This window comes from Streptococcus cuniculi (assembly GCF_001921845.1).
Classification (GTDB): Bacteria; Bacillota; Bacilli; order Lactobacillales; family Streptococcaceae; genus Streptococcus; species Streptococcus cuniculi.
The window spans coordinates 26,254-45,596 of record NZ_MSJM01000005.1; the positions used below are offsets into that span (position 1 = coordinate 26,254).

Annotated in this window: 17 protein-coding genes; 15 read left to right on the forward strand and 2 right to left on the reverse strand. The window is 45.1% G+C overall.

Annotated elements, in window-relative coordinates; translation table 11 throughout:
- Positions 1 to 4: 4 nt before the first annotated feature.
- From iolD to purR, 9 genes are all read left to right on the forward strand, one after another.
- Positions 5 to 1,921, forward strand: a complete 1,917-nt coding sequence (gene iolD / locus BU202_RS06185; RefSeq protein WP_075104925.1) for a 3D-(3,5/4)-trihydroxycyclohexane-1,2-dione acylhydrolase (decyclizing) — start codon at positions 5 to 7, stop codon at positions 1,919 to 1,921.
- A gap of 21 nt (positions 1,922 to 1,942) precedes the next feature.
- Positions 1,943 to 3,094, forward strand: a complete 1,152-nt coding sequence (locus tag BU202_RS06190; protein ID WP_075104926.1) for an iron-containing alcohol dehydrogenase — start codon at positions 1,943 to 1,945, stop codon at positions 3,092 to 3,094.
- A 10-nt stretch (positions 3,095 to 3,104) separates the two neighbouring features.
- Positions 3,105 to 3,884 (forward strand): endonuclease/exonuclease/phosphatase family protein, encoded by a 780-nt coding sequence (locus BU202_RS06195; protein ID WP_075104927.1) that lies wholly within the window; start codon positions 3,105 to 3,107, stop codon positions 3,882 to 3,884.
- 190 nt (positions 3,885 to 4,074) lie between these two features.
- A complete protein-coding gene (gene rsgA / locus BU202_RS06200; RefSeq protein ID WP_075104928.1) occupies positions 4,075 to 4,950 on the forward strand; it encodes a ribosome small subunit-dependent GTPase A in 876 nt (291 codons plus the stop codon).
- Positions 4,951 to 4,965: 15 nt separating this feature from the next.
- Positions 4,966 to 5,625, forward strand: coding sequence for a ribulose-phosphate 3-epimerase (rpe, locus tag BU202_RS06205; RefSeq protein WP_075104929.1), 660 nt, complete (start codon positions 4,966 to 4,968; stop codon positions 5,623 to 5,625).
- A complete protein-coding gene (locus tag BU202_RS06210) occupies positions 5,618 to 6,250 on the forward strand; it encodes a thiamine diphosphokinase (RefSeq protein ID WP_075104930.1) in 633 nt (210 codons plus the stop codon). Before rpe ends, BU202_RS06210 begins: the two co-directional genes overlap by 8 nt.
- 1 nt (position 6,251) lies before the next feature.
- Entirely contained in the window at positions 6,252 to 7,487 is a 1,236-nt protein-coding gene (locus BU202_RS06215; protein ID WP_075104931.1) for a DNA recombination protein RmuC, read from the forward strand.
- The gene (locus BU202_RS06220) at positions 7,477 to 8,418 is read left to right on the forward strand and encodes a 3'-5' exoribonuclease YhaM family protein (RefSeq protein WP_075104932.1); all 942 of its coding nucleotides are present in this window, start codon (positions 7,477 to 7,479) and stop codon (positions 8,416 to 8,418) included. The genes BU202_RS06215 and BU202_RS06220 overlap by 11 nt, the downstream gene beginning before the upstream one ends.
- A gap of 156 nt (positions 8,419 to 8,574) precedes the next feature.
- The gene (purR, locus tag BU202_RS06225; protein ID WP_075104933.1) at positions 8,575 to 9,387 is read left to right on the forward strand and encodes a pur operon repressor; all 813 of its coding nucleotides are present in this window, start codon (positions 8,575 to 8,577) and stop codon (positions 9,385 to 9,387) included.
- Positions 9,388 to 10,116: 729 nt separating this feature from the next.
- On the opposite strand, the gene treC is transcribed toward purR, so the two are convergent.
- Positions 10,117 to 11,751, reverse strand: a complete 1,635-nt coding sequence (gene treC / locus BU202_RS06230; protein WP_075104934.1) for an alpha,alpha-phosphotrehalase — start codon at positions 11,749 to 11,751, stop codon at positions 10,117 to 10,119.
- 116 nt (positions 11,752 to 11,867) lie between these two features.
- Positions 11,868 to 13,844, reverse strand: a complete 1,977-nt coding sequence (gene treP / locus BU202_RS06235; protein ID WP_075104935.1) for a PTS system trehalose-specific EIIBC component — start codon at positions 13,842 to 13,844, stop codon at positions 11,868 to 11,870.
- Between the two features lie 192 nt (positions 13,845 to 14,036).
- Between treP and treR the strand changes: the two genes are divergently transcribed.
- The 6 genes from treR to BU202_RS06265 all read left to right on the forward strand — a co-directional run bounded on the left by treR (position 14,037) and on the right by BU202_RS06265 (position 19,340).
- A complete protein-coding gene (gene treR / locus BU202_RS06240) occupies positions 14,037 to 14,750 on the forward strand; it encodes a trehalose operon repressor (RefSeq protein ID WP_083605766.1) in 714 nt (237 codons plus the stop codon).
- 68 nt (positions 14,751 to 14,818) lie between these two features.
- On the forward strand, positions 14,819 to 15,130 hold the full coding sequence (zapA, locus tag BU202_RS06245; protein WP_075104937.1) for a cell division protein ZapA: 312 nt from the start codon (positions 14,819 to 14,821) through the stop codon (positions 15,128 to 15,130).
- Entirely contained in the window at positions 15,127 to 15,675 is a 549-nt protein-coding gene (locus BU202_RS06250) for a CvpA family protein (RefSeq protein ID WP_075104938.1), read from the forward strand. The genes zapA and BU202_RS06250 overlap by 4 nt, the downstream gene beginning before the upstream one ends.
- 130 nt (positions 15,676 to 15,805) lie before the next feature.
- Positions 15,806 to 18,139 carry an endonuclease MutS2 gene (locus BU202_RS06255; protein WP_075104939.1) on the forward strand — a complete coding sequence of 778 codons (2,334 nt, stop codon included), beginning with the start codon at positions 15,806 to 15,808 and terminating at the stop codon, positions 18,137 to 18,139.
- A 41-nt stretch (positions 18,140 to 18,180) separates the two neighbouring features.
- The gene (locus BU202_RS06260) at positions 18,181 to 18,570 is read left to right on the forward strand and encodes a VOC family protein (RefSeq protein ID WP_075104940.1); all 390 of its coding nucleotides are present in this window, start codon (positions 18,181 to 18,183) and stop codon (positions 18,568 to 18,570) included.
- A 119-nt stretch (positions 18,571 to 18,689) separates the two neighbouring features.
- Positions 18,690 to 19,340, forward strand: coding sequence for a GNAT family N-acetyltransferase (locus tag BU202_RS06265; RefSeq protein ID WP_075104941.1), 651 nt, complete (start codon positions 18,690 to 18,692; stop codon positions 19,338 to 19,340).
- Positions 19,341 to 19,343 lie beyond the last annotated feature (3 nt).

Below are 19,343 nucleotides of genomic sequence, written 5' to 3' on the forward strand. Positions count from 1 at the left end.
ACTGATGAAGAAAACAATCCGTTTAACGACCGCTCAGGCCTTGGTCAAATTTTTAAACCAGCAATATCTCTCCAGTGATGGAGAAGAAATTCCCTTTGTCAAAGGTGTCTTTCATATCTTTGGTCACGGGAATGTCTTAGGAATCGGTCAGGCTTTAGCAGAAGATCCTGGACATTTGGAAATTTATCAGGGAAAGAATGAACAAGGAATGGCACATGCTGCAATCGCTTTTGCCAAACAGAGCTTGCGCAAGCAAATTTTTGCCGTAACGACTTCTGTGGGGCCGGGTGCAGCGAACCTTGTTACGGCTGCTGGATGCGCTCTAGCGAATCATCTCCCGGTTCTCTTTTTGCCGGGAGATACCTTTGCGACACGGCAACCCGATCCTGTTCTGCAACAGATTGAACAAAAAAGTGGGATTAGTATTACAACAAATGATGCCCTACGTCCTGTTTCGCGCTATTGGGATCGCATCCATCGTCCTGAGCAATTGATGAGTGCCTTGCTCCGTGCTTTTGAAGTTTTAACAGATGCTGAATCAAGTGGGCCGGTGACCTTGGCTCTTCCTCAAGATGTTGGAGGAGAAGCCTATGATTTTCCGGTGGAATTTTTTGAGAAACGTGTGCATTATCTAGATCGGCGCGCAGCTACAGATCGCGAAGTTGCTCAGGCTGTAGAGCTCATTCAGAGCAGTCGTTATCCAGTCCTCGTAGTTGGAGGCGGTGCGCATTATTCAGGGGCTGGAAGCATCCTTGAGAGGCTTGCTACACAGCACCAGATTCCGATTGTAGAAACGCAGGCTGGGAAGGGGACAGTAGTTGCTCACTTTTCGCTAAACTTAGGAGGAGTGGGAGTTACTGGAAATGCAGCTGCTAATGAGGTGATGAAAAAGGCTGATTTGATTATTGGTGTTGGAACACGGTATTCGGATTTTACCACCTCATCAAAGACAGGTTTTGCTATTAGTCGTGCCCGCTTTTTAAATATCAATGTATCCCGTCAACATGCCTATAAGCTAGATGGGGTGTCCATCGTGGCAGATGCAAAGAGGGCCTTGGAGCAAATTACGGCTAGTCTTGCTACGGACTATCAAACGGCTTATGGAGAAGAAATAGCGCAGATTCAACAATCGTGGCAAGAAGAGAGAAAGCGGCTATCACAGACCACCTTTGATACAACAGATTATCAGCCAGAAATTGCAGGCCACTTTACGCCCGAACATCTAGCTGACTATGTTGCAGCTTTGGGCACCACTTTGACACAAACTAGTGCTGTCTTAACCATCAATGAGTCGATTTCGAAAGATAGCATTATTGTAGGAGCAGCAGGATCATTGCCAGGGGATCTACAGCGTTTGTGGGAAGCAAGAGATGTGAACACTTACCATATGGAATACGGTTATTCGACAATGGGATATGAAATTGCAGGTGCTTATGGGGCAAAAATAGCTGCTCCAGACCAAGAAGTTTATGCATTTGTAGGCGATGGTAGTTTTCACATGCTCCATTCAGAGTTGTTATCTAGTGTGCAATATAGCAAGAAGATTACGATTCTCTTGTTTGACAATGCTGGTTTTGGTTGTATCAATAATTTACAAATGGGAAGCGGAATGCCATCTTTTGGAACAGAATTTATTGATGTCAACCAGCAGTTGATGACGGTTGATTTTGCTCAATTAGCCCAGGCTTATGGCGCAGTAGGTTATACTGTCGGTAGCGCTGAAGAATTGAAAATAGCATTGAAAGAGGCACAGCAGCAAACCAAGACTAGCTTGATCCATATTAAAGTGCTGCCTAAAACAATGACAGGTAATTATCTATCATGGTGGAATACAGGCCTTGCTCAAGTTACCCGAGACGATCAAAGTCAAGCTGCCTTGGAAGAAAAGGCGGAAAAATTGGCAGCCGCTTTGCGATATTAGAAATAGATGCTTGGAGAAAATATGAAACGACTATATTTACCACAAGAAATAATTTATGGACAAGATGCGATTAAAAGTGCGTGTGATAGTATTGTAGGATATGGAAACAGCTTTTTGATTATTACAGATGAAACCATGCTGAAGTTGGGCCTAGTAGATAAACTAACGCAGACATTAGAGGGGAGCTGGACAATCTTTTCAGGAGTGACCAGTGAGCCGACTGATGCGATTGTTAATCAAGTTCTAACACTCATGCATGGCCAAGAACAGCCGATTGAAGCTCTTATCGCACTAGGGGGCGGTAGTTGTATTGATACAGCTAAGGCAGCCTCTGTCATGTATCGGAATGGCTACTCGACGATTCCTGCTTTAGCTAGTGCCAAGGAGTTCAAGGTCTCGCCTTTACCAGTCATTGCTATTCCAACAACAGCTGGCACAGGATCTGAGGCAACAGATGTCACCGTTATTACAGATACGCAACAACAGATTAAATACATGATGAAAGACAAGAATTTCTTGCCAAAAGTTGCAATTATCGATCCCTTAATGACTCAGTCCAGCCCGCCATCTATTACAGCTGCGACAGGTCTAGATGCTCTTTGTCATGCTGTTGAGAGTTACATTTCAAGAAAAGCTCATGCCTTGACGCAGGAATTATCCTTATCGGCAGTAAAAGCGATTATGCACCATATTGTGACGGCCTATCAAGATGGAGATCACTTAGCGGCAAGAGAAGAGATGGCCTTGGCTGCTTTGAAAGCAGGGATTGCTTTTTCAAATGCCTCCGTCACATTGATTCATGGGATGTCACGTCCAATCGGAGCTCTATTCCATATTCCACATGGTTTTTCAAATGCAATCCTTATGCATGAAGTATTGGCCTACTCTAAGCCTGCGATTATACAGCAATTAGCTGAGTTGACCCAAGCTGTTTACCCTGCGTTTACGGGTACAGATGAGGAGAAAGCCACTTATTTCTTACAACAATTGGAAGACATTTGTCAGATTCTTTCTATACCGACCTATAGTGACTTCGGAGTGACAAAAGAGCAATTTACAGCATCTCTCGATAAAATGTGTGAGGATGCTTTTGCGAGTGGCAGTCCAGCCAATAATCCAATTGTACCAACCAAGGACGAAATGAAAGCTATTTATCTACGTAGTTGGAAGTAAGGGGTGCCAGATGATTACCGTTGCGACATATAATATAAAAAATGCCCAGCCAGTAGCAAGAAAAGAACATAATTGGCCCTATCGAAAAGAGGCTATCCTAGAGATGATTTGCTCTCGAAACTGGGACATTGTAGGATTGCAGGAGGTCACAGAAGAGCAATGGCAAACCATTGCCCAGCTTGAAGACTTTGAACAGCTAGGCACGATTCGTGACACAGAAGAGTATGGAGAATACAATCCGATTTTATTTCGTAAAGCCAAATACAAGTGTTTGGAGAGCGATACGTTCTGGCTTTCGCCAACACCTCAGAAAATGTCAAAAGCGGATAGCTGGAAGGCAGCCTGTTTTAGGATTGCCACTTGGTCAGTTCTAAAGGATAAAATCTCAGGAAAAGAAATCTTAGTCATCAACACCCATTTTGATCATATGAGCTGTCTAGCTAGACAAGAATCTGCTAAGCAGCTACTTGCATTTGTTAAAGCGCAACCGTATCAAGAGGTGATTTTGATGGGTGATTTGAATGCAGAACCAGATGAACCATTTTATCCCATCTTGTGTCAACTGTTTACAGATGTCAGCGTAGCTGCAACCTCTTGTTTGGGTCCCAAGGGGAGCTTTATAGACGAGGATTTCCCAGAAGAAATTGAAGGGAAAATCTTGCAAAAGATTGACTACATCTTCGTTTCAGGTCAATTCGCCATTCAATGTGTAGAGATTGTAGCAGAAAGGAAAGGAGACGCTTATCCATCCGACCATCTGCCCTTAGAATGTCAGTTAATCGACTCGTAAATAGTTCAAATCAGAAGAGAACGGAAAGTGTCTAGGATGCTTTCCGTATTTCTCTGCCTTTAAATTTCTGTTTTCACCCCAAAAACCAACTATTTCGCTCGTTTTTTGATATAATAGGGGCAAGTATACTCGGTGAAATAGTCGTTAGCAGCTAGTTTCTGAAAGAGTAGGAAGCGAAAAAGGAGCAGATTTGCAAGGTATTATCATGAAAGCTCTTGCTGGATTCTATTATGTAGAGTCAGAGGGGCAAATCTATCAGACGCGTGCGCGCGGTCATTTTCGGAAAAAAGGCCAGACACCTTACGTAGGAGATATTGTGGATTTTTCAGCAGAGGAGCAGTCCGAGGGCTATATCCTCAAGATTCATGAGCGGAAAAACAGCTTGGTGCGGCCACCGATTGTCAATATCGATCAGGCGGTAGTCATCATGTCGGCCAAGGAGCCTGACTTTAATGCCAATCTCTTGGATCGCTTTTTGGTCTTATTAGAGCAGAAAGAGATGACGCCGATTATCTATATTTCAAAGCTGGATTTGCTGGAAAATCAGGACGAACTGGATGCTTACCGTGCCATCTATGAGAAGATAGGCTATCATTTTGTCTATACCTTGGAGGAATTAACGTCTCTTTTGAAAGACAAGGTGACGGTATTTATGGGGCAGACAGGTGTTGGAAAATCAACCCTGCTCAATCGCATCGCCCCAGAATTGCACTTGGAAACGGGAGCCATTTCAGATAGTCTAGGACGCGGTCGCCATACGACGCGTGCGGTCAGCTTCTACAATGTCTATGGTGGAAAAATTGCGGACACTCCAGGATTTTCATCGCTCGATTACGAAGTGAAAGAAGCAGAAGCCCTCACGGATTGTTTCCCTGAAATTGCCAGAGAAAGCCAGTCGTGCAAGTTTCGGACCTGTACCCACACGCACGAGCCAGATTGTGCAGTCAAACCTGCTGTGGAAGACCAAGAAATTTCCCAAAGCCGTTATGACAATTACGTGCAGTTTTTGACTGAAATTCAGAACGTGCGTGAAACCTATAAAAAAGTAAGCAAAAAAATAAAATAGAAAGTTGGAATTCCTATGTCACATTATAAAATTGCCCCTTCCATCCTCGCTGCGGATTATGCGAATTTTGAAGCAGAGTTGAAACGCTTAGAAGCAACAGGTGTTGACTACATTCATATTGACATCATGGACGGACATTTTGTACCGAATATTACGTTTGGTGCAGATGTGGTAGCTGCGATGCGCCCGCATAGCAAGTTGGTCTTTGATTGCCATTTGATGGTGTCGAATCCCGAGCAGCATATTGAAAATTTTGCCCGTGCAGGTGCCGATATTGTGACCATTCATGCCGAAGCAACCAAGCATCTTCATGGGGCTTTACAAAAAATTCGCGCCGCAGGAATGAAAGTGGGTGTTGTGATTAACCCTGGGACACCGCTTGTTGTGATTGAGCCTGTGCTAACTCTGGTGGACCAAGTGCTCTTGATGACCGTCAATCCAGGTTTTGGTGGGCAAGCCTACATTCCAGAAGTAGCAGAAAAGATTGCGGCTTTAGCCCAGCTTCGTGAGGCAAAAGGCTTGTCCTTTGACATTGAAGTAGACGGCGGAATTGATAACAAGACGATTTTATCTGCCAAGGAAGCAGGGGCAAATGTCTTTGTGGCAGGTTCTTACCTGTTTAAGGGAGACTTGCAGGCTAATGTCAATACCTTGAAAGCGGCTCTCCATGACTAAGATTGCCTTGATTGCAGGTGGCGACATAGACGGGATTTCATCGTCCTACGACCTTTATGTAGGGGTTGATCGGGGGTCGCTCTATCTTCTTGAGCATGACCTGCCTCTTGATATGGCTATCGGTGATTTTGACTCGGTCACAGCGAGCGAACGGCAGCGGATTGCCCAAGCTGCGGCTGTCTTTGTAGAGGCGCCAGCTGAAAAAGATGATACGGATTTGGAGCTGGCCTTAAAAGCGGTTTTTGCTCGCTATCCAAGTGCCATGGTCACGGTTTATGGGGCCTTTGGTGGGCGTTTGGACCACATGATGAGCAATTTGTTTCTAGCGAGTGAGCCTGATTTGGCGCCTTATATGCGGCAGATTGAGCTGGTTGATGCGTGGAATATTGTGCGCTTTTACCCTGCGGGGCTACATCAGATTTCACCGATAGAGGGGATGACCTACGTCTCCTTTATGCCGGCAGATGAGAGTCGCTTGACGATTGCTCATGCCAAGTACCCGCTGAATGAAAGCAATTATTTTTTCAAAAAATGTTATAGCAGTAATGAATTTATCGGAAAAGAAATCGAATGTATTATAGATAAGGGCTACATGGTGCTTATCTATAGTCGCGATAGGAGGTAAGATGGCGGATATCCTAGCTTTTATCATACTAGCGGTTGCAGTTGCTAGCCTGTTTCGCCTAGAGCAGCATGCCAAGCGTCTCTACATGCAATCAGAAGATACGGCTGATCACTTGTCAGACCAGCTGACCTATCTCTTGGATCAAAAAAATCAGCAGACCTTTGCGCAACAGCAGGCCCTCCATCAGGAGATGACGGAATTACGCAGGGAGCTGTATCAACAGTTGACCGCTTTGCGGCAGGAAATCCATCACCACTTGACGCAACATCGTGACGTGGCGGATCAGCGCTTGCAGGCCATTCAAGATTCCAATGAAAAACGGCTGGAAGAAATGCGCCAGACGGTGGAAGAAAAGCTGGAGCAGACCTTGCAGACGCGCTTACAGGCCTCTTTTGAAACTGTGTCCAAGCAATTGGAATCAGTCAACCGTGGTCTAGGAGAAATGCAGACGGTGGCGCGTGATGTCGGAGCCCTCAATAAAATTCTCTCCAATACCAAGACGCGCGGTATCATGGGGGAACTGCAACTGGGACAGATTATCGAAGATATTTTGACACCCTCCCAGTACGAGCGTGAATTTGCTACGGTGGTAGGTTCGAATGAACGGGTCGAATACGCCGTGAAATTACCCGGTCAGACCAAGGACGATTCGGTCTATCTTCCGATTGACTCCAAGTTTCCGCTAGCGGATTATTACCGTTTAGAAGAAGCCTATGAAGCAGGTGACAAGGAGCAGATTGAGCTGCACCGCAAACATCTCTTGGCTTCTGTCAAGCGCTTTGCCAAGGATATTCAGCAAAAGTATCTCAATCCTCCTGCCACGACGAATTTTGGCATTCTCTTTTTACCGACAGAAGGGCTGTATTCAGAGGTTGTGCGCAATCCGATTTTCTTTGATGAATTACGGCGGACAGAGCACATCGTAGTGGCAGGTCCTTCGACCTTGTCTGCTCTCTTAAATTCGCTATCTGTCGGCTTTAAGACCTTGAATATCCAACGTTCAGCTGATGATATCAGTAAGGTCTTAGGCAATGTCAAGTCGGAATTTGGCAAGTTTGGCACTGTCTTGATGAAAGCGCAGCGCCATTTACAGCATGCTTCAGGCAACCTAGATGATCTCTTGACAAGACGAACCAATGCGATTGAACGCACCTTGCGCCATATCGAATTACCAGATGATGCAGAACCGTTGAACCTATTGAATTTCCAAGAGGAAGGGGACGAAGATGAAAATTAACCAAATGAAAAAAGATGAGCTCTTTGAAGGCTTTTATCTGATTAAGACAGCCGATGTTCGGCAAACGAGGGCTGGTAAAGATTATCTTGCCTTGACCTTCCAAGATGATACTGGAGAAATCGAAGGGAAAATCTGGGATGCCCAGCCGGGGAAAATCAAAGATTTTACAGCGGGCACCGTTGTCCACATGCAAGGACGTAGAGAAGTCTATAACAATACACCGCAGGTCAATCAGATTATCCTTAGACTGCCAAAACCGGGTGAGCCTAATAATCCCGCGGATTTTAAAGAAAAACCACCTGTTGATGTGGAAGACACACGCAAGTACCTCAACCAGATGATTTTCAAAATCGAAAATGCAGTTTGGCAACGCATTGTGCGGGCCTTATACGGCAAGTATGAGCAGGAATTTTACTCCTATCCTGCGGCCAAGACCAACCACCATGCCTTTTACTCCGGTCTGTCTTTCCATACGGCGACCATGGTACGCTTGGCGGATAAGATTGGCGATGTCTATCCACAGCTCAATAAGAGCCTGCTCTTTGCAGGGATTATGCTGCATGATTTGGCCAAGGTGATTGAATTATCAGGGCCTGAAAATACTAACTATACTGTACGAGGCAATCTAATCGGGCACATTTCCTTGATTGATGAGGAGATTACCAAGGTCTTGATAGAGCTTGGTATCGATGATAGCAGGGAAGAAGTGACCGTTCTGCGCCATGTCATTCTCAGCCATCACGGCTTGTTGGAATACGGCAGCCCTGTTCGGCCACAGATTATGGAAGCAGAGATTCTCCACATGATTGACAATATTGATGCGGAGATGATGATGATGCTAACTGCCTTAGACAAGATTGGACCAGGCGAGATGACGAGCCGCATTTTTGCCATGGATAATCGCTCCTTCTACAAACCGAATATTGACTAAGGTCATGCCTCTTTTAGGCTCGGTGCATGAGCGTTTCTTTCTGCGAAATAGAAGGAAAATAGGATAAAAAACGAAAAAAGCGAGCTAATGGATAAAAAAAGTTCGTTTTTTCCTTTTTTATGGTATAATATTAAAAAAGCAAAGAAGGATTCCGCTATGAAATTAAGAAGAAGTGAACGAATGGTTGTCATCTCTCATTATCTCATCAACCATCCCTATGAATTAACTAGCTTAAATATGTTTGCAGAGAAGTATAGCTCTGCTAAATCGTCGATTTCAGAGGATATTGCCATTATCAAAAAAGCCTTTGAAGAAAGCGCCATTGGTCAGATTGAGACCATTACAGGAGCGAGTGGTGGCGTGGTCTTTATCCCTTCGATTTCGGACGAGGAATCCCTAGCCATCGCCGAAGAATTGCGCAGTCAGATGGCAGAAAGTAGCCGTATCTTGCCAGGTGGCTACATCTATTCTTCTGATTTGCTGTCAACCCCTCATACCTTGAAAAATGTCGGGCGCATCATTGCCAACAGCTTCAAGGACGAGCAGATTGACGCGGTCATGACGGTTGCAACCAAGGGGGTGCCCTTGGCTAATGCAGTGGCCAATGTTCTCAACGTTCCCTTTGTCATTGTGCGCCGTGATTTGAAAATCACCGAAGGTTCAACTGTCTCTGTCAACTATGTGTCTGGCTCTAGCGACCGAATTGAAAAAATGTTCCTCTCAAAACGCAGTCTCAAGGCAGGTAGCCGTGTGCTGATTGTCGATGACTTCTTGAAAAATGGTGGAACCATTAACGGGATGATTAGCCTCTTGTCAGAATTTGACAGTAGCCTAGCAGGTGTGGCCGTCTTTGCGGAAAATCAAAAAGGTGCCCGCAATGTAGCCAACTACAAATCGCTGCTAGCCGTTACCAACATTGACGTCAAAGAAAACAAGGTGGATGTCGAGTTGGGCAATATTTTTAAATAGGATACGAACAAAAGCCCTGTCATGCGACAGGGCTTCAGAATGTAGAAAATCTCAAGATCTATTGAAGCAAGTTAAAAAGTTCTGCTAATGTAACATTGTATTTCCGATTTTTGCGAGCGGAGCGAGCCTCATCAGATACTTTTCGCTGTGGTGAAAGTAGCGTCATGACCGGTGATGACGCTACTCGGAAATTTTGAGACTTTGGGCTCAAAATGTAGGTATGGAATTCCGTAGGAAGTCGCTACCGTCCGCACCACCTAAGAAAAGTATTACAGAAGAACTTTTTCTTCAAAATAAAGCCCTGTCATGCGACAGGGCTTTTGAAGGAGATTTCGTCACAGGAAACTGCTTATACTCGTCAAAAATCAAATTCTGACGTCGTTAACTCACCTTGCTGAACTTCAGTTCTAGCTACGATTTCGTTGCCTAGTCAGATTTTGATTTTTATAGAGTATTAGATAAGGTATCTAGTCCAGCTTCAAAGACGATATGAAAAAGAAAAGTTATTTAGGATAGATAAAGTATAACTTTTAAACCTTAATTTTTTCTTAACTGGCGATATTCAATTGAAACTTAAAGACTATATGTTTGAGATTTTGAGTAACGAATGTAAAACAAGCTGGGAAAATCCCCAGCTTGTGCTTCTTCATCGAATTTCCTATTTTGTCGTAGCTGTTACGAGTTTACTCGTTGTACAGATACGGATGCCCTAGGGGTACACTTTGTGTTTTACGGTCTTGTATCTTGTATAATCGCAAGGGTTTGATAGGGTTTGAGGGTGATGGTTTTGTGAATTGTTGTATCTGTGTAGTTGCTAATGAGCATTTTGCCGTTTTCATAGCCTGCTGGCAATTCCAGTTCAACATCTTTGGCAAAGAAGTTGTTGAGGACGAGGAGTTTTTGTTCTCCGAGGCTACGTTCAAAGGCATAGACGCTGTCGCTATCCTTGTAGGCTGCGGTATAGTCGCCTTCTGCAATGATTGGGAGGGTCTTGCGCAAGCGAATCAATTCTTGATAGAAGGTGAAGATTGGCCCTTCTTTTTCAGCAGCCACATTGATGGTTGGGTAGGATTTTCCTGCCTTGAGCCAAGGCGTTCCTGTGGTAAATCCAGCATTTTCACTAGCATCCCATTGCATTGGTGTGCGAGAATTGTCACGGGATTTTGCTTGGATAATGGCGAAGGCTTCCTCAGGTGTTTTCCCGTCCTCTAGCAGGATTTGATAGGCATTGAGGCTTTCCACATCGACATAATCCGCCATCGAATCATAGTCTGGATCCATCATACCGATTTCTTCGCCCATGTAAATGTAAGGAGTTCCGCGTGAAAGATGGATGGAGGCTGCCAGCATGGTTGCCCCTTCGTTACGGAAATTCTCCACATCGACAAAGCGGTTGAGGGCCCGCGGTTGATCGTGGTTGTTGTAAAAGAGTGCATTCCAGCCATTACCCTCACTCATGCCTTCTCCCCAAGTGTGGAAGAGGCGTTTTAATTCTGGAAAATCAAAGTCCATGATGGTCCATTTTTGACCATCTTTGTAATCCACCTTGAGGTGGTGGAAGTTAAAGGCCATGGACAATTCCTCGCGGTCAGGTGCGGTATAAAGGATACAGTTTTCAATCGTGGTTGCAGACATTTCTCCGACCGTCATAAAGCCCTCTTCAGCCCCGAAAGTCGCTCTGTTCATCATCTTGAGATAGTCATGCGTGATAGGACGGTCTGTGTAGGCAGGTTTTCCGTCGTTTATCGGACAATCTTCTAACACTTCATCTTTTCCGATGAGGTTGATGACATCAAAACGGAAGCCCTTGACACCCTTGTCTTTCCAGAAATTCACGACCTTGAACAATTCCTCGCGGACATGCGGGTTGCGCCAATTGAGGTCGGCCTGGGTCACATCAAAGAGGTGGAGGTAGTATTTGCCAGTATCCCCAAAGGGCGCCCAAGCGTTTCCGCCAAATTTCGACACCCAGTCTGTCGGTTCATCGCGCAGGATAAAGAAATCTTGGTAGTAGGGATCGCCAGCAAGGGCTTTTTGGAACCATTCGTGGTCTGTTGAGCAGTGGTTGAGCACCATGTCAAGCATGAAATCAATGCCCAGTTCTTGCCCAACTGCAATCATCTCTTCAAAATCTGCCATCGTCCCAAAATCAGGATTGACCGCCGTGTAGTCTGAAATATCGTATCCATTGTCACGTTGAGGGCTAGGATAGAAGGGATTGAGCCAGATCATGTCGATGCCTAATTCTTTCAGATAAGGCAGTTTTTGGATGATTCCTTGCAAATCTCCGACACCATTTCCAGTTGTATCCTTGTAAGATTTTGGATAGATTTGATAGACGACCTTGCGTTTATCGATTGCCATGTGTTTCTCCTATTCTATTCAATTCAAAGCTAATGGCAGAAGCTGAGTTCCTTCCAACCCATGTCAGAATGGTGGTGGAAGAGAGCTCAGCTTCAATGGTTGATTTTTGACGAGTATTAGGCTTTTAGGATTGCTTGTCCGCGCTCTACTTCACGTGGCAAGTCTCCGATGATTTCTGCTGGGAAATCAGTATGGTTGGTAATGATGACGGGTGTTTCAACGACGAGTCCTGCTTCTTTAATCACGTTGATATCAAAGCTAATCAATTTGTCACCAGCCTTGATGTGGTCACCTTGTTGAACGTGTGCTTCAAAGCCTTTTCCTTCAAGGGTGACAGTATCCATACCGATGTGCATGAGCATTTCAACACCGTTTGTACCTGTGATACCGACAGCGTGTTTGGTTGGGAAGAGGACAGACACGACCCCATCGATTGGAGCGACCAATTCGCCCTCGCTTGGGTCAATCAAGATTCCTTGCCCCATCACGCCAGAAGCAAAGACAGGGTCAGTTGCAGTAGAGAGTTCTTTGGCTTGACCAGTCAAAGGGCTGATGATTTCAGCAGGAGTTTTTGCTTCAGTTGTTTCTGCGACAGTTACAACTTCTTCTGCGACCTCTTCTTTTTTCATGAATAAACCAGTTTTGGCAAAGACAAAGGTGAGGATGAATGGCACGGCAATGGCAATCGCCATCGTCAATAAGAAGGCACCAAAGTATTTAGAGTTGATGGAAAGGATGGCTGGAAGTCCACCAATACCGATGGCGTTGGCTTGGACATTCAACATCACGCAGACAAGTCCTGCAAGAGATGATCCAATCATTCCTGCGACAAATGGGTAGACATATTTGACGTTGACCCCAAAGAGGGCTGGCTCTGTAACACCGAGGTAGGCAGAAACAGTAGCTGGAAGAGCAACTTGGGCGTCACGCTCATTGTGGCGTTTCATGAAGAAGTAAGCAAATACAGCAGAACCTTGTGCGATGTTTGAAAGAGCGATCATTGGCCAAAGACCTGTTCCGCCAGTATCTGCCATGAGTTGTGTGTCAATGGCATTGGTCATGTGGTGGAGACCAGTGATAACGAACGGCGCATAAAGGGCACCAAATACAAGACCGAAGAGCCATTTAAGTGAGCCAGTCAAACCAGCTAATACTACAGCAGAAATCCATTTACCGATTGTCCAGCCGATAGGACCAAGAACCGTATGCGCAAGGATAAGGGCTGGGATAAGTGATAAGAATGGAACAAATATCATTGAAATTACTTCTGGTACAACTTTTCGCCAGAATCGCTCAAGATATCCGAGTGATAGACCAGCAAGGAGGGCTGGGATCACTTGCGCTTGATAACCGACACGAGCGACTGAGAAGTAGCCAAAATCCCAGTATTTTAAAGTCCCTTCAGCTACGGCTTTAGTATAGTCATAAGCATTGGTTAACTGAGATGAAACTAGACAGATACCAAGGACGATACCAAGGATTTGGCTGGTCCCCATTTTACGGCTGACAGACCAAGTAATTCCGACTGGGAGGAATTGGAAGATTGCTTCACCTGGTAGCCAGAGAAAGTCATTGACTCCTCGCCAAAATGTTGATACATCAACAATCGTATTATATCGAGGAGAGCCGTCAGGCATGACTTGTTTCACACCGTCAATGATTTTTTGGCCGAGCCACTCCATTTGAACGCCTTCAAGGACATTACGGAAACCGAGAATCAATCCCCCAACAATCAAGGCTGGAATAATAGGAGTGAAGATTTCAGCCAGCATCGTCATGACACGTTGGACAGGATTTTGGTTGCTTTTAGCAGCTGATTTGGCAGCTTCTTTTGAAACGCCTTCGATGCCTGAAATGGCTGTGAAGTCATTGTAGAAGATAGGCACGTCGTTTCCGATAATGACTTGGAATTGCCCTGCATTGGTGAAGGTTCCCTTAACCGCAGGGATGTTTTCGATGGTTTTTACATCCGCTTTTTTCGGGTCTCCCAATACAAAACGCATCCGCGTCGCACAGTGCGTTACAGCTGTAACGTTTTCCTTGCCGCCGACCGCATCAAGCAAGGTCTTAGCATCTTGTTCAAATTTTCCCATTGAGATATTTCCTTTAGACAATCGTTGAACGATGTCTCCTTTCCTTTTTGCAAAATTTGTACGGACAAATTTATAAGACAAGAGTATTGTATCCGATTTCAAGATAGAATGCAAGCTTTTTTGTAAAAAAAATTTAAATTTTGTTATAATAGGAACAGTTGTATGATAAAAAGCAGACCAATGGAAAGAGTTATGAAAAAATATCAAGAAATTTTCAATGATATAAAGGAAAAAATAGCAGCCAATGTCTATCCTGCAGAGCATGTCCTGCCCACGGAAAAAGACTTACAAGCTCAGTATCAGGTGAGCCGTGACACGATTCGCAAGGCCTTGGCCATGCTGACAGAGCGCGGCTTGATTCAAAAGGTGCAGGGCAAAGGTTCACTGGTGCTAAAGCAGGAACTGCTTGATTTTCCTGTGTCGGGCCTCACCTCCTATCAGGAATTGACCCAGTCGCTTCACATGGACAGCCACACGGAAGTGGTGAGCTTGGAGTTGCTGACGGTGACGAGCAATCTCGCCCAATTAACAGGCTTTGAACCCTATAGTCAGGTTTGGAAACTTGTCCGTACAAGATCCATTGATGGCAAGGTGTCGGTCCTTGATACCGACTATCTTTCGCAGGACTTGGTGCCTCATCTGACCGAGGAAATTGCCCAAGTCTCGATTTATGCCTATTTGGAGGGCGAATTGGGGCTGGATATTGCCTATGCCCAAAAGGAAATCACGGTGGAGCCGACCAATCGAGAAGAGCGAGAATTGATGAACAGTAAGGATGATTATTTAGTTCAGATTCGTTCCCGCGTCTTTCTAGGCAACACCCAGCAGTTTCAATACACGGAGAGTAAGCATAAAATCGACAAATTTCGCTTTGTTGATTTTGCACGGAGAAAGAATGTTCTCTAATCTTTTAAGGAGCATGGAGATTAGCCAAACGGCTGATTTTACGATATAATAGTAGGTGAGGTAATGTTATGGCAAACTTAAATCGATACAAATTTACTTTCGGAGACAAACAGTTAACGCTCACGACAGAGCATGACAATCTCTTTATGGAAGAGATTGAGCGAATCGCGCAGGAAAAATACCAGGCGATTAAGGAAAAGATGCCGACGGCAGATTCTGAGACCCTAGCGCTTTTGCTTGCAATCAATGCCCTGTCTGTTCAGTTGAAACGGGAAATGGAGCATGAGAAGGTAGAAGCTGAATTGGCTAGTATGAAAGAAAAGGTTCTCAAGAAAAACGTGACCCTATTAGACTTAGATGAACTTGAGGAGCTATCATGATTACAGTATTGTTGCTGCTTATTTTACTGTGGAGTTTTTACATCGGCTATAGCCGGGGCTTGGTCTTGCAAAGTTATTATACCTTTGCAAGCATTTTTGCTCTGATAATCGCAGCGGGTCAATTTAAAAAGCTGATTGGCCTCCTATATCTTTGGGTGCCTTTTGCGACTGCTTCTCAAGGCGCAAGTACCTACTATTTTGATAGCAAGTATCTGTTCAGCTTAGATAAGATTTTTTATGCTGGACTCGCCTTTCTAGTAGTCTATGCGCTCGTTTATGCCTTGATGAGATTGCTAGGGCTCTTGATGCACTTGGTGCGATTTGCTGATCCAGACACGACCGTAACCAATGTGGTGAGTGGTGTATTGGCAGTGGTGGTGACCCTTATCTCCTTGCAGATTGTCCTAACGATTGCAGGGACCATTCCCCTAGCGCTGGTGCAGGATACCCTCCACAAGAGCTGGCTTGCCAATGCAATCATCCAATACACACCGATGACGAGCAGTTTGTTCAAAAATCTGTGGATTGGCACTATTGGACACTAGGCCGTCAGTTGAGCTGTTTTATAGAGTATCATTTGTAAAAAGGGGTTGAGCACAGGGTGTCCAGTCCCTCTGTTTTTACCAAGAATAGCACTCATAAAGAATAAAAGAGGAAAATCCTCGGAGAAAGAATATGAATCAAAAAATTATGGAAACCCTAGAGTTTCACAAGGTCAAGGCCTTGTTTGAACCTCTTATGTTGACAGAACAAGGAGCTGTTGAACTACGAGAGCTCATGCCTATGACAGATGCGGCGAAAATTCAGCAGGCCTTTGATGAAGTGACCGATATGGCGCAATTGTTCGTCGAACACCCTCGTTTTAGCTTGGGAGCTACGATTGATATCGCACCTGCCATGAAACGTTTGGATTTGGAAGCCGATCTCAATATTTCTGAGATACTGGCTGTCAAAAAAGTCTTGGAAGTATCAAAGGAATTGGTCGATTTTTACCAGCAGTTGGAAAATGTGGACCTGATTCAGTTGCCGTCCCTGTTTGAAAAGATTGAGCTATTCCCCCATATCCAAGGGAGTTTACAGGCCATTAACAATGCAGGTTTTGTCGAAGACTTTGCTAGTGAAACCTTGACCAAGATTCGCAGAAAGATTCGCGAATCCGAAGATCAAATCAGGCAGGTCTTACAAGACATGCTCAAGAGCAAGAGCGATATGTTGACAGATACCGTCTTAGCCAGTCGGAACGGGCGCAATGTCCTACCTGTGAAAAATACCTACCGCAATCGCATTTCAGGTGTTGTGCATGATATTTCAGCTTCAGGCTCAACCGTCTACATCGAACCGCGTGCGGTCGTCTCCCTCAATGAAGAACTGACCCATGCCAAGGCCGAGGAACGCCATGAAATCAGCCGTATCTTGCAGGAATTGTCCGATATGCTACGTCCCCATAGTCGCGTCATTCGCAACAACGCTTGGGTGATTGGGCATCTAGATTTCATTCGTGCCAAGCATGTCTTTGCCCGTACCTATCAGGCTACCATTCCAACCTTATCCCTGACCAAGGATATTGCCCTGTTAAATGTTCGTCATCCGCTCTTGGCTAATCCTGTGCCTAATGATTTGTATTTTAAGGAAGCATTAACCGCAATCGTGATTACAGGTCCCAATACAGGTGGTAAGACCATCATGCTGAAAACACTAGGGCTGACGCATCTCATGGCCCAGTCGGGGCTGCCGATTTTGGCCGATAAGGGCAGTCGGGTTGGCTTGTTCCACGACATTTTTGCAGATATTGGAGATGAGCAGTCCATCGAGCAGAGCCTCTCAACGTTCTCCAGTCACATGACCCATACAGTGGATATTTTGGCAACTGCTGATCAAGATTCCCTTATCCTATTTGATGAATTGGGAGCGGGGACTGATCCACAAGAGGGTGCATCCCTTGCGATGGCGATTTTGGAAGACTTGCGCTTGCGAGGCATTAAAACCATGGCAACGACCCACTATCCAGAATTAAAAGCCTACGGAATTGAGACACTAGGCGTGGAAAATGCCAGCATGGAATTTGATAGCCAGAGTCTGCGACCGACCTACAAATTTATGCAGGGTGTTCCCGGACGTTCCAATGCCTTTGAGATTGCAAAGCGCCTCGGCTTATCAACAGCCATTATCAAGGATGCGGAAAATATGATCAGCACCGATAGTGATGTCAACCACATCATTGAAAAGCTAGAAGCGCAGACCGTGGAAAGCCGCAAGCGCCTCGATACCATTCGTGAGGTCGAGCAGGAAAATCTCAAGATGAACCGTGTCTTGAAGAAGCTCTACCATGAATTTTCACGGGAAAAAGAAACAGAGTTAAACAAGGCGCGCTTGGAGGCGCAGGAGATTGTCACCATGGCCTTGGCTGAAAGTGATGATATTTTAAAGAACCTCAACAGTCAGGCCAGTCTCAAACCGCATCAGATTATTGAAGCTAAAAGTCAGCTGAAAAAACTAGCACCAGAAGTCGTTGACCTTTCGAAAAACAAGGTCTTGAAAAAGGCAAAGAAAGAAAAGGCTGCGCGCGTGGGTGATGATATTTTGGTGACCAGTTATGGACAGCGCGGAACCTTGACCAAGCAGCTCAAAGACGGACGTTGGGAAGCCCAAGTTGGCTTGATTAAGATGACCCTAAAAGCAGACGAGTTTACACTTGTTAAGGCTGAAAAAGCAGAAAAGCCAAAACAAAAACAAGTCCATGTCGTCAAACGCACAACTGGCAAAGGGCCGAAGGCCCGCCTTGATTTACGAGGAAAACGCTACGAAGAGGCCATGCAGGAACTAGATGAATTTATCGACCAGGCTCTTCTCAACAATATGTCTCAAGTCGATATCATTCACGGTATCGGGACAGGGGTCATCCGTGAGGGAGTGACCAAGTATCTTCGCCGCAACAAGCAGGTCAAAGAATTTGGCTATGCTCCCCAGAATGCAGGAGGCAGCGGTGCTACCATTGTGATCTTTAAGTAATGAGTAGCGGTAGATGATTTTAAAAATATGGAGAACCTGCCATGCATTTCAATAAACTTATTCCAGCATTATCTGTCTTTGACATCACGCGGACAAAAGATTTTTATGCAACCCTAGGCTTTAAACTAGAGTATGAGCGAGCAGAAGACAAGTTTGCTTTTATGACGTTTGAGGATAGTCAGTTTATGTTTGAGCAAATCCACGATGACGGCTGGAACATTGGTGAATTAGAATATCCCTTAGGGCGGGGAATCAATTTTTCAATCACCTGCGACCGTGTGGAAGAGCTCTATCGAACGATTCAAAAGGAGCAAATCGAGATTTATAGAGAATTGACAAGAAGTTCATATCTCGTCAATGGTATCGCTATAGAGCAAATCGAATTTCTCCTGCAAGACCCCAATGGCTACTTGCTACGATTTACAAATTGATTATTTCTAGTTCAGTAGTAAGGAAGCGGTCTACCATTATGAGCTTTAAAGAGCCTACCCCCTTGACAGATAGTATTTGTGGAGTACAATACGAATATCAACCATACAGGAGGTCAATCATGCTCATCAGACAATACCAAGCCAGCGATGAAAAAGGCTGGGTCTATACCAAGGCACTCAGCTATCTCTTTTCGCCCTTTTTTGACGACAGGGAGACGGAAAAACCAGCCTTAGATACAGACATCTACGACCACCGCATCGAGTTAGTGGCAGAAATGGACGGCCAGATTGTCGGCTTATTGGACATGGATATCTACAATCAAGAGTATAGCCAGTCTTATCTGTATGCGCCGGCAGACAAGGTAGCTTATTTCACCAATCTAGCTGTTCATCCAGATTATCAAGGAAAGAGCATTGCGCAAGCGCTCTATGCCAAAGCCTTGAGCGAGTTGCAGGAACATCAGGTGGAAAAACTAGCCATTTTTACGCGCGCGGGCGATGTGGCCAATCATCTCTATCAAAAATGGGGTGGCAAACTGGTCTGTAGCGATTATCTGGTTATCGGGCAACCCAAGGATACGCCAGCTTTTCGTTTTGGGGTGGATTTGGACAAGGGACAGTTAGCCTTGAAAGATATGGATAATCAGCGCCTGCCTTATTACCTCAGAGAGGGGATTTACATCGTTACGGATCAGACAGACCTGGACTTGTTTGACATCGAGGAATGCTACCAAGAATTGACCTATGTCGTAGATATTCCGCAGGCGTAGCAA

Bases quoted from the DNA above. Each gene is read 5' to 3' on its own strand.
- BU202_RS06215 (WP_075104931.1), top strand. From the start codon at position 6,252: ATGGCGGATATCCTAGCTTTTATCATACTAGCGGTTGCAGTTGCTAGC.
- BU202_RS06210 (WP_075104930.1), top strand. From the start codon at position 5,618: ATGACTAAGATTGCCTTGATTGCAGGTGGCGACATAGACGGGATTTCA.
- BU202_RS06265 (WP_075104941.1), top strand. From the start codon at position 18,690: ATGCTCATCAGACAATACCAAGCCAGCGATGAAAAAGGCTGGGTCTAT.
- treR (WP_083605766.1), top strand. From the start codon at position 14,037: ATGAAAAAATATCAAGAAATTTTCAATGATATAAAGGAAAAAATAGCA.
- BU202_RS06260 (WP_075104940.1), top strand. From the start codon at position 18,181: ATGCATTTCAATAAACTTATTCCAGCATTATCTGTCTTTGACATCACG.
- BU202_RS06255 (WP_075104939.1), top strand. From the start codon at position 15,806: ATGAATCAAAAAATTATGGAAACCCTAGAGTTTCACAAGGTCAAGGCC.
- iolD (WP_075104925.1), top strand. From the start codon at position 5: ATGAAGAAAACAATCCGTTTAACGACCGCTCAGGCCTTGGTCAAATTT.
- treC (WP_075104934.1), bottom strand. From the start codon at position 11,751: ATGGCAATCGATAAACGCAAGGTCGTCTATCAAATCTATCCAAAATCT.
- zapA (WP_075104937.1), top strand. From the start codon at position 14,819: ATGGCAAACTTAAATCGATACAAATTTACTTTCGGAGACAAACAGTTA.
- BU202_RS06195 (WP_075104927.1), top strand. From the start codon at position 3,105: ATGATTACCGTTGCGACATATAATATAAAAAATGCCCAGCCAGTAGCA.
- BU202_RS06220 (WP_075104932.1), top strand. From the start codon at position 7,477: ATGAAAATTAACCAAATGAAAAAAGATGAGCTCTTTGAAGGCTTTTAT.
- rpe (WP_075104929.1), top strand. From the start codon at position 4,966: ATGTCACATTATAAAATTGCCCCTTCCATCCTCGCTGCGGATTATGCG.
- BU202_RS06190 (WP_075104926.1), top strand. From the start codon at position 1,943: ATGAAACGACTATATTTACCACAAGAAATAATTTATGGACAAGATGCG.
- purR (WP_075104933.1), top strand. From the start codon at position 8,575: ATGAAATTAAGAAGAAGTGAACGAATGGTTGTCATCTCTCATTATCTC.
- treP (WP_075104935.1), bottom strand. From the start codon at position 13,844: ATGGGAAAATTTGAACAAGATGCTAAGACCTTGCTTGATGCGGTCGGC.
- BU202_RS06250 (WP_075104938.1), top strand. From the start codon at position 15,127: ATGATTACAGTATTGTTGCTGCTTATTTTACTGTGGAGTTTTTACATC.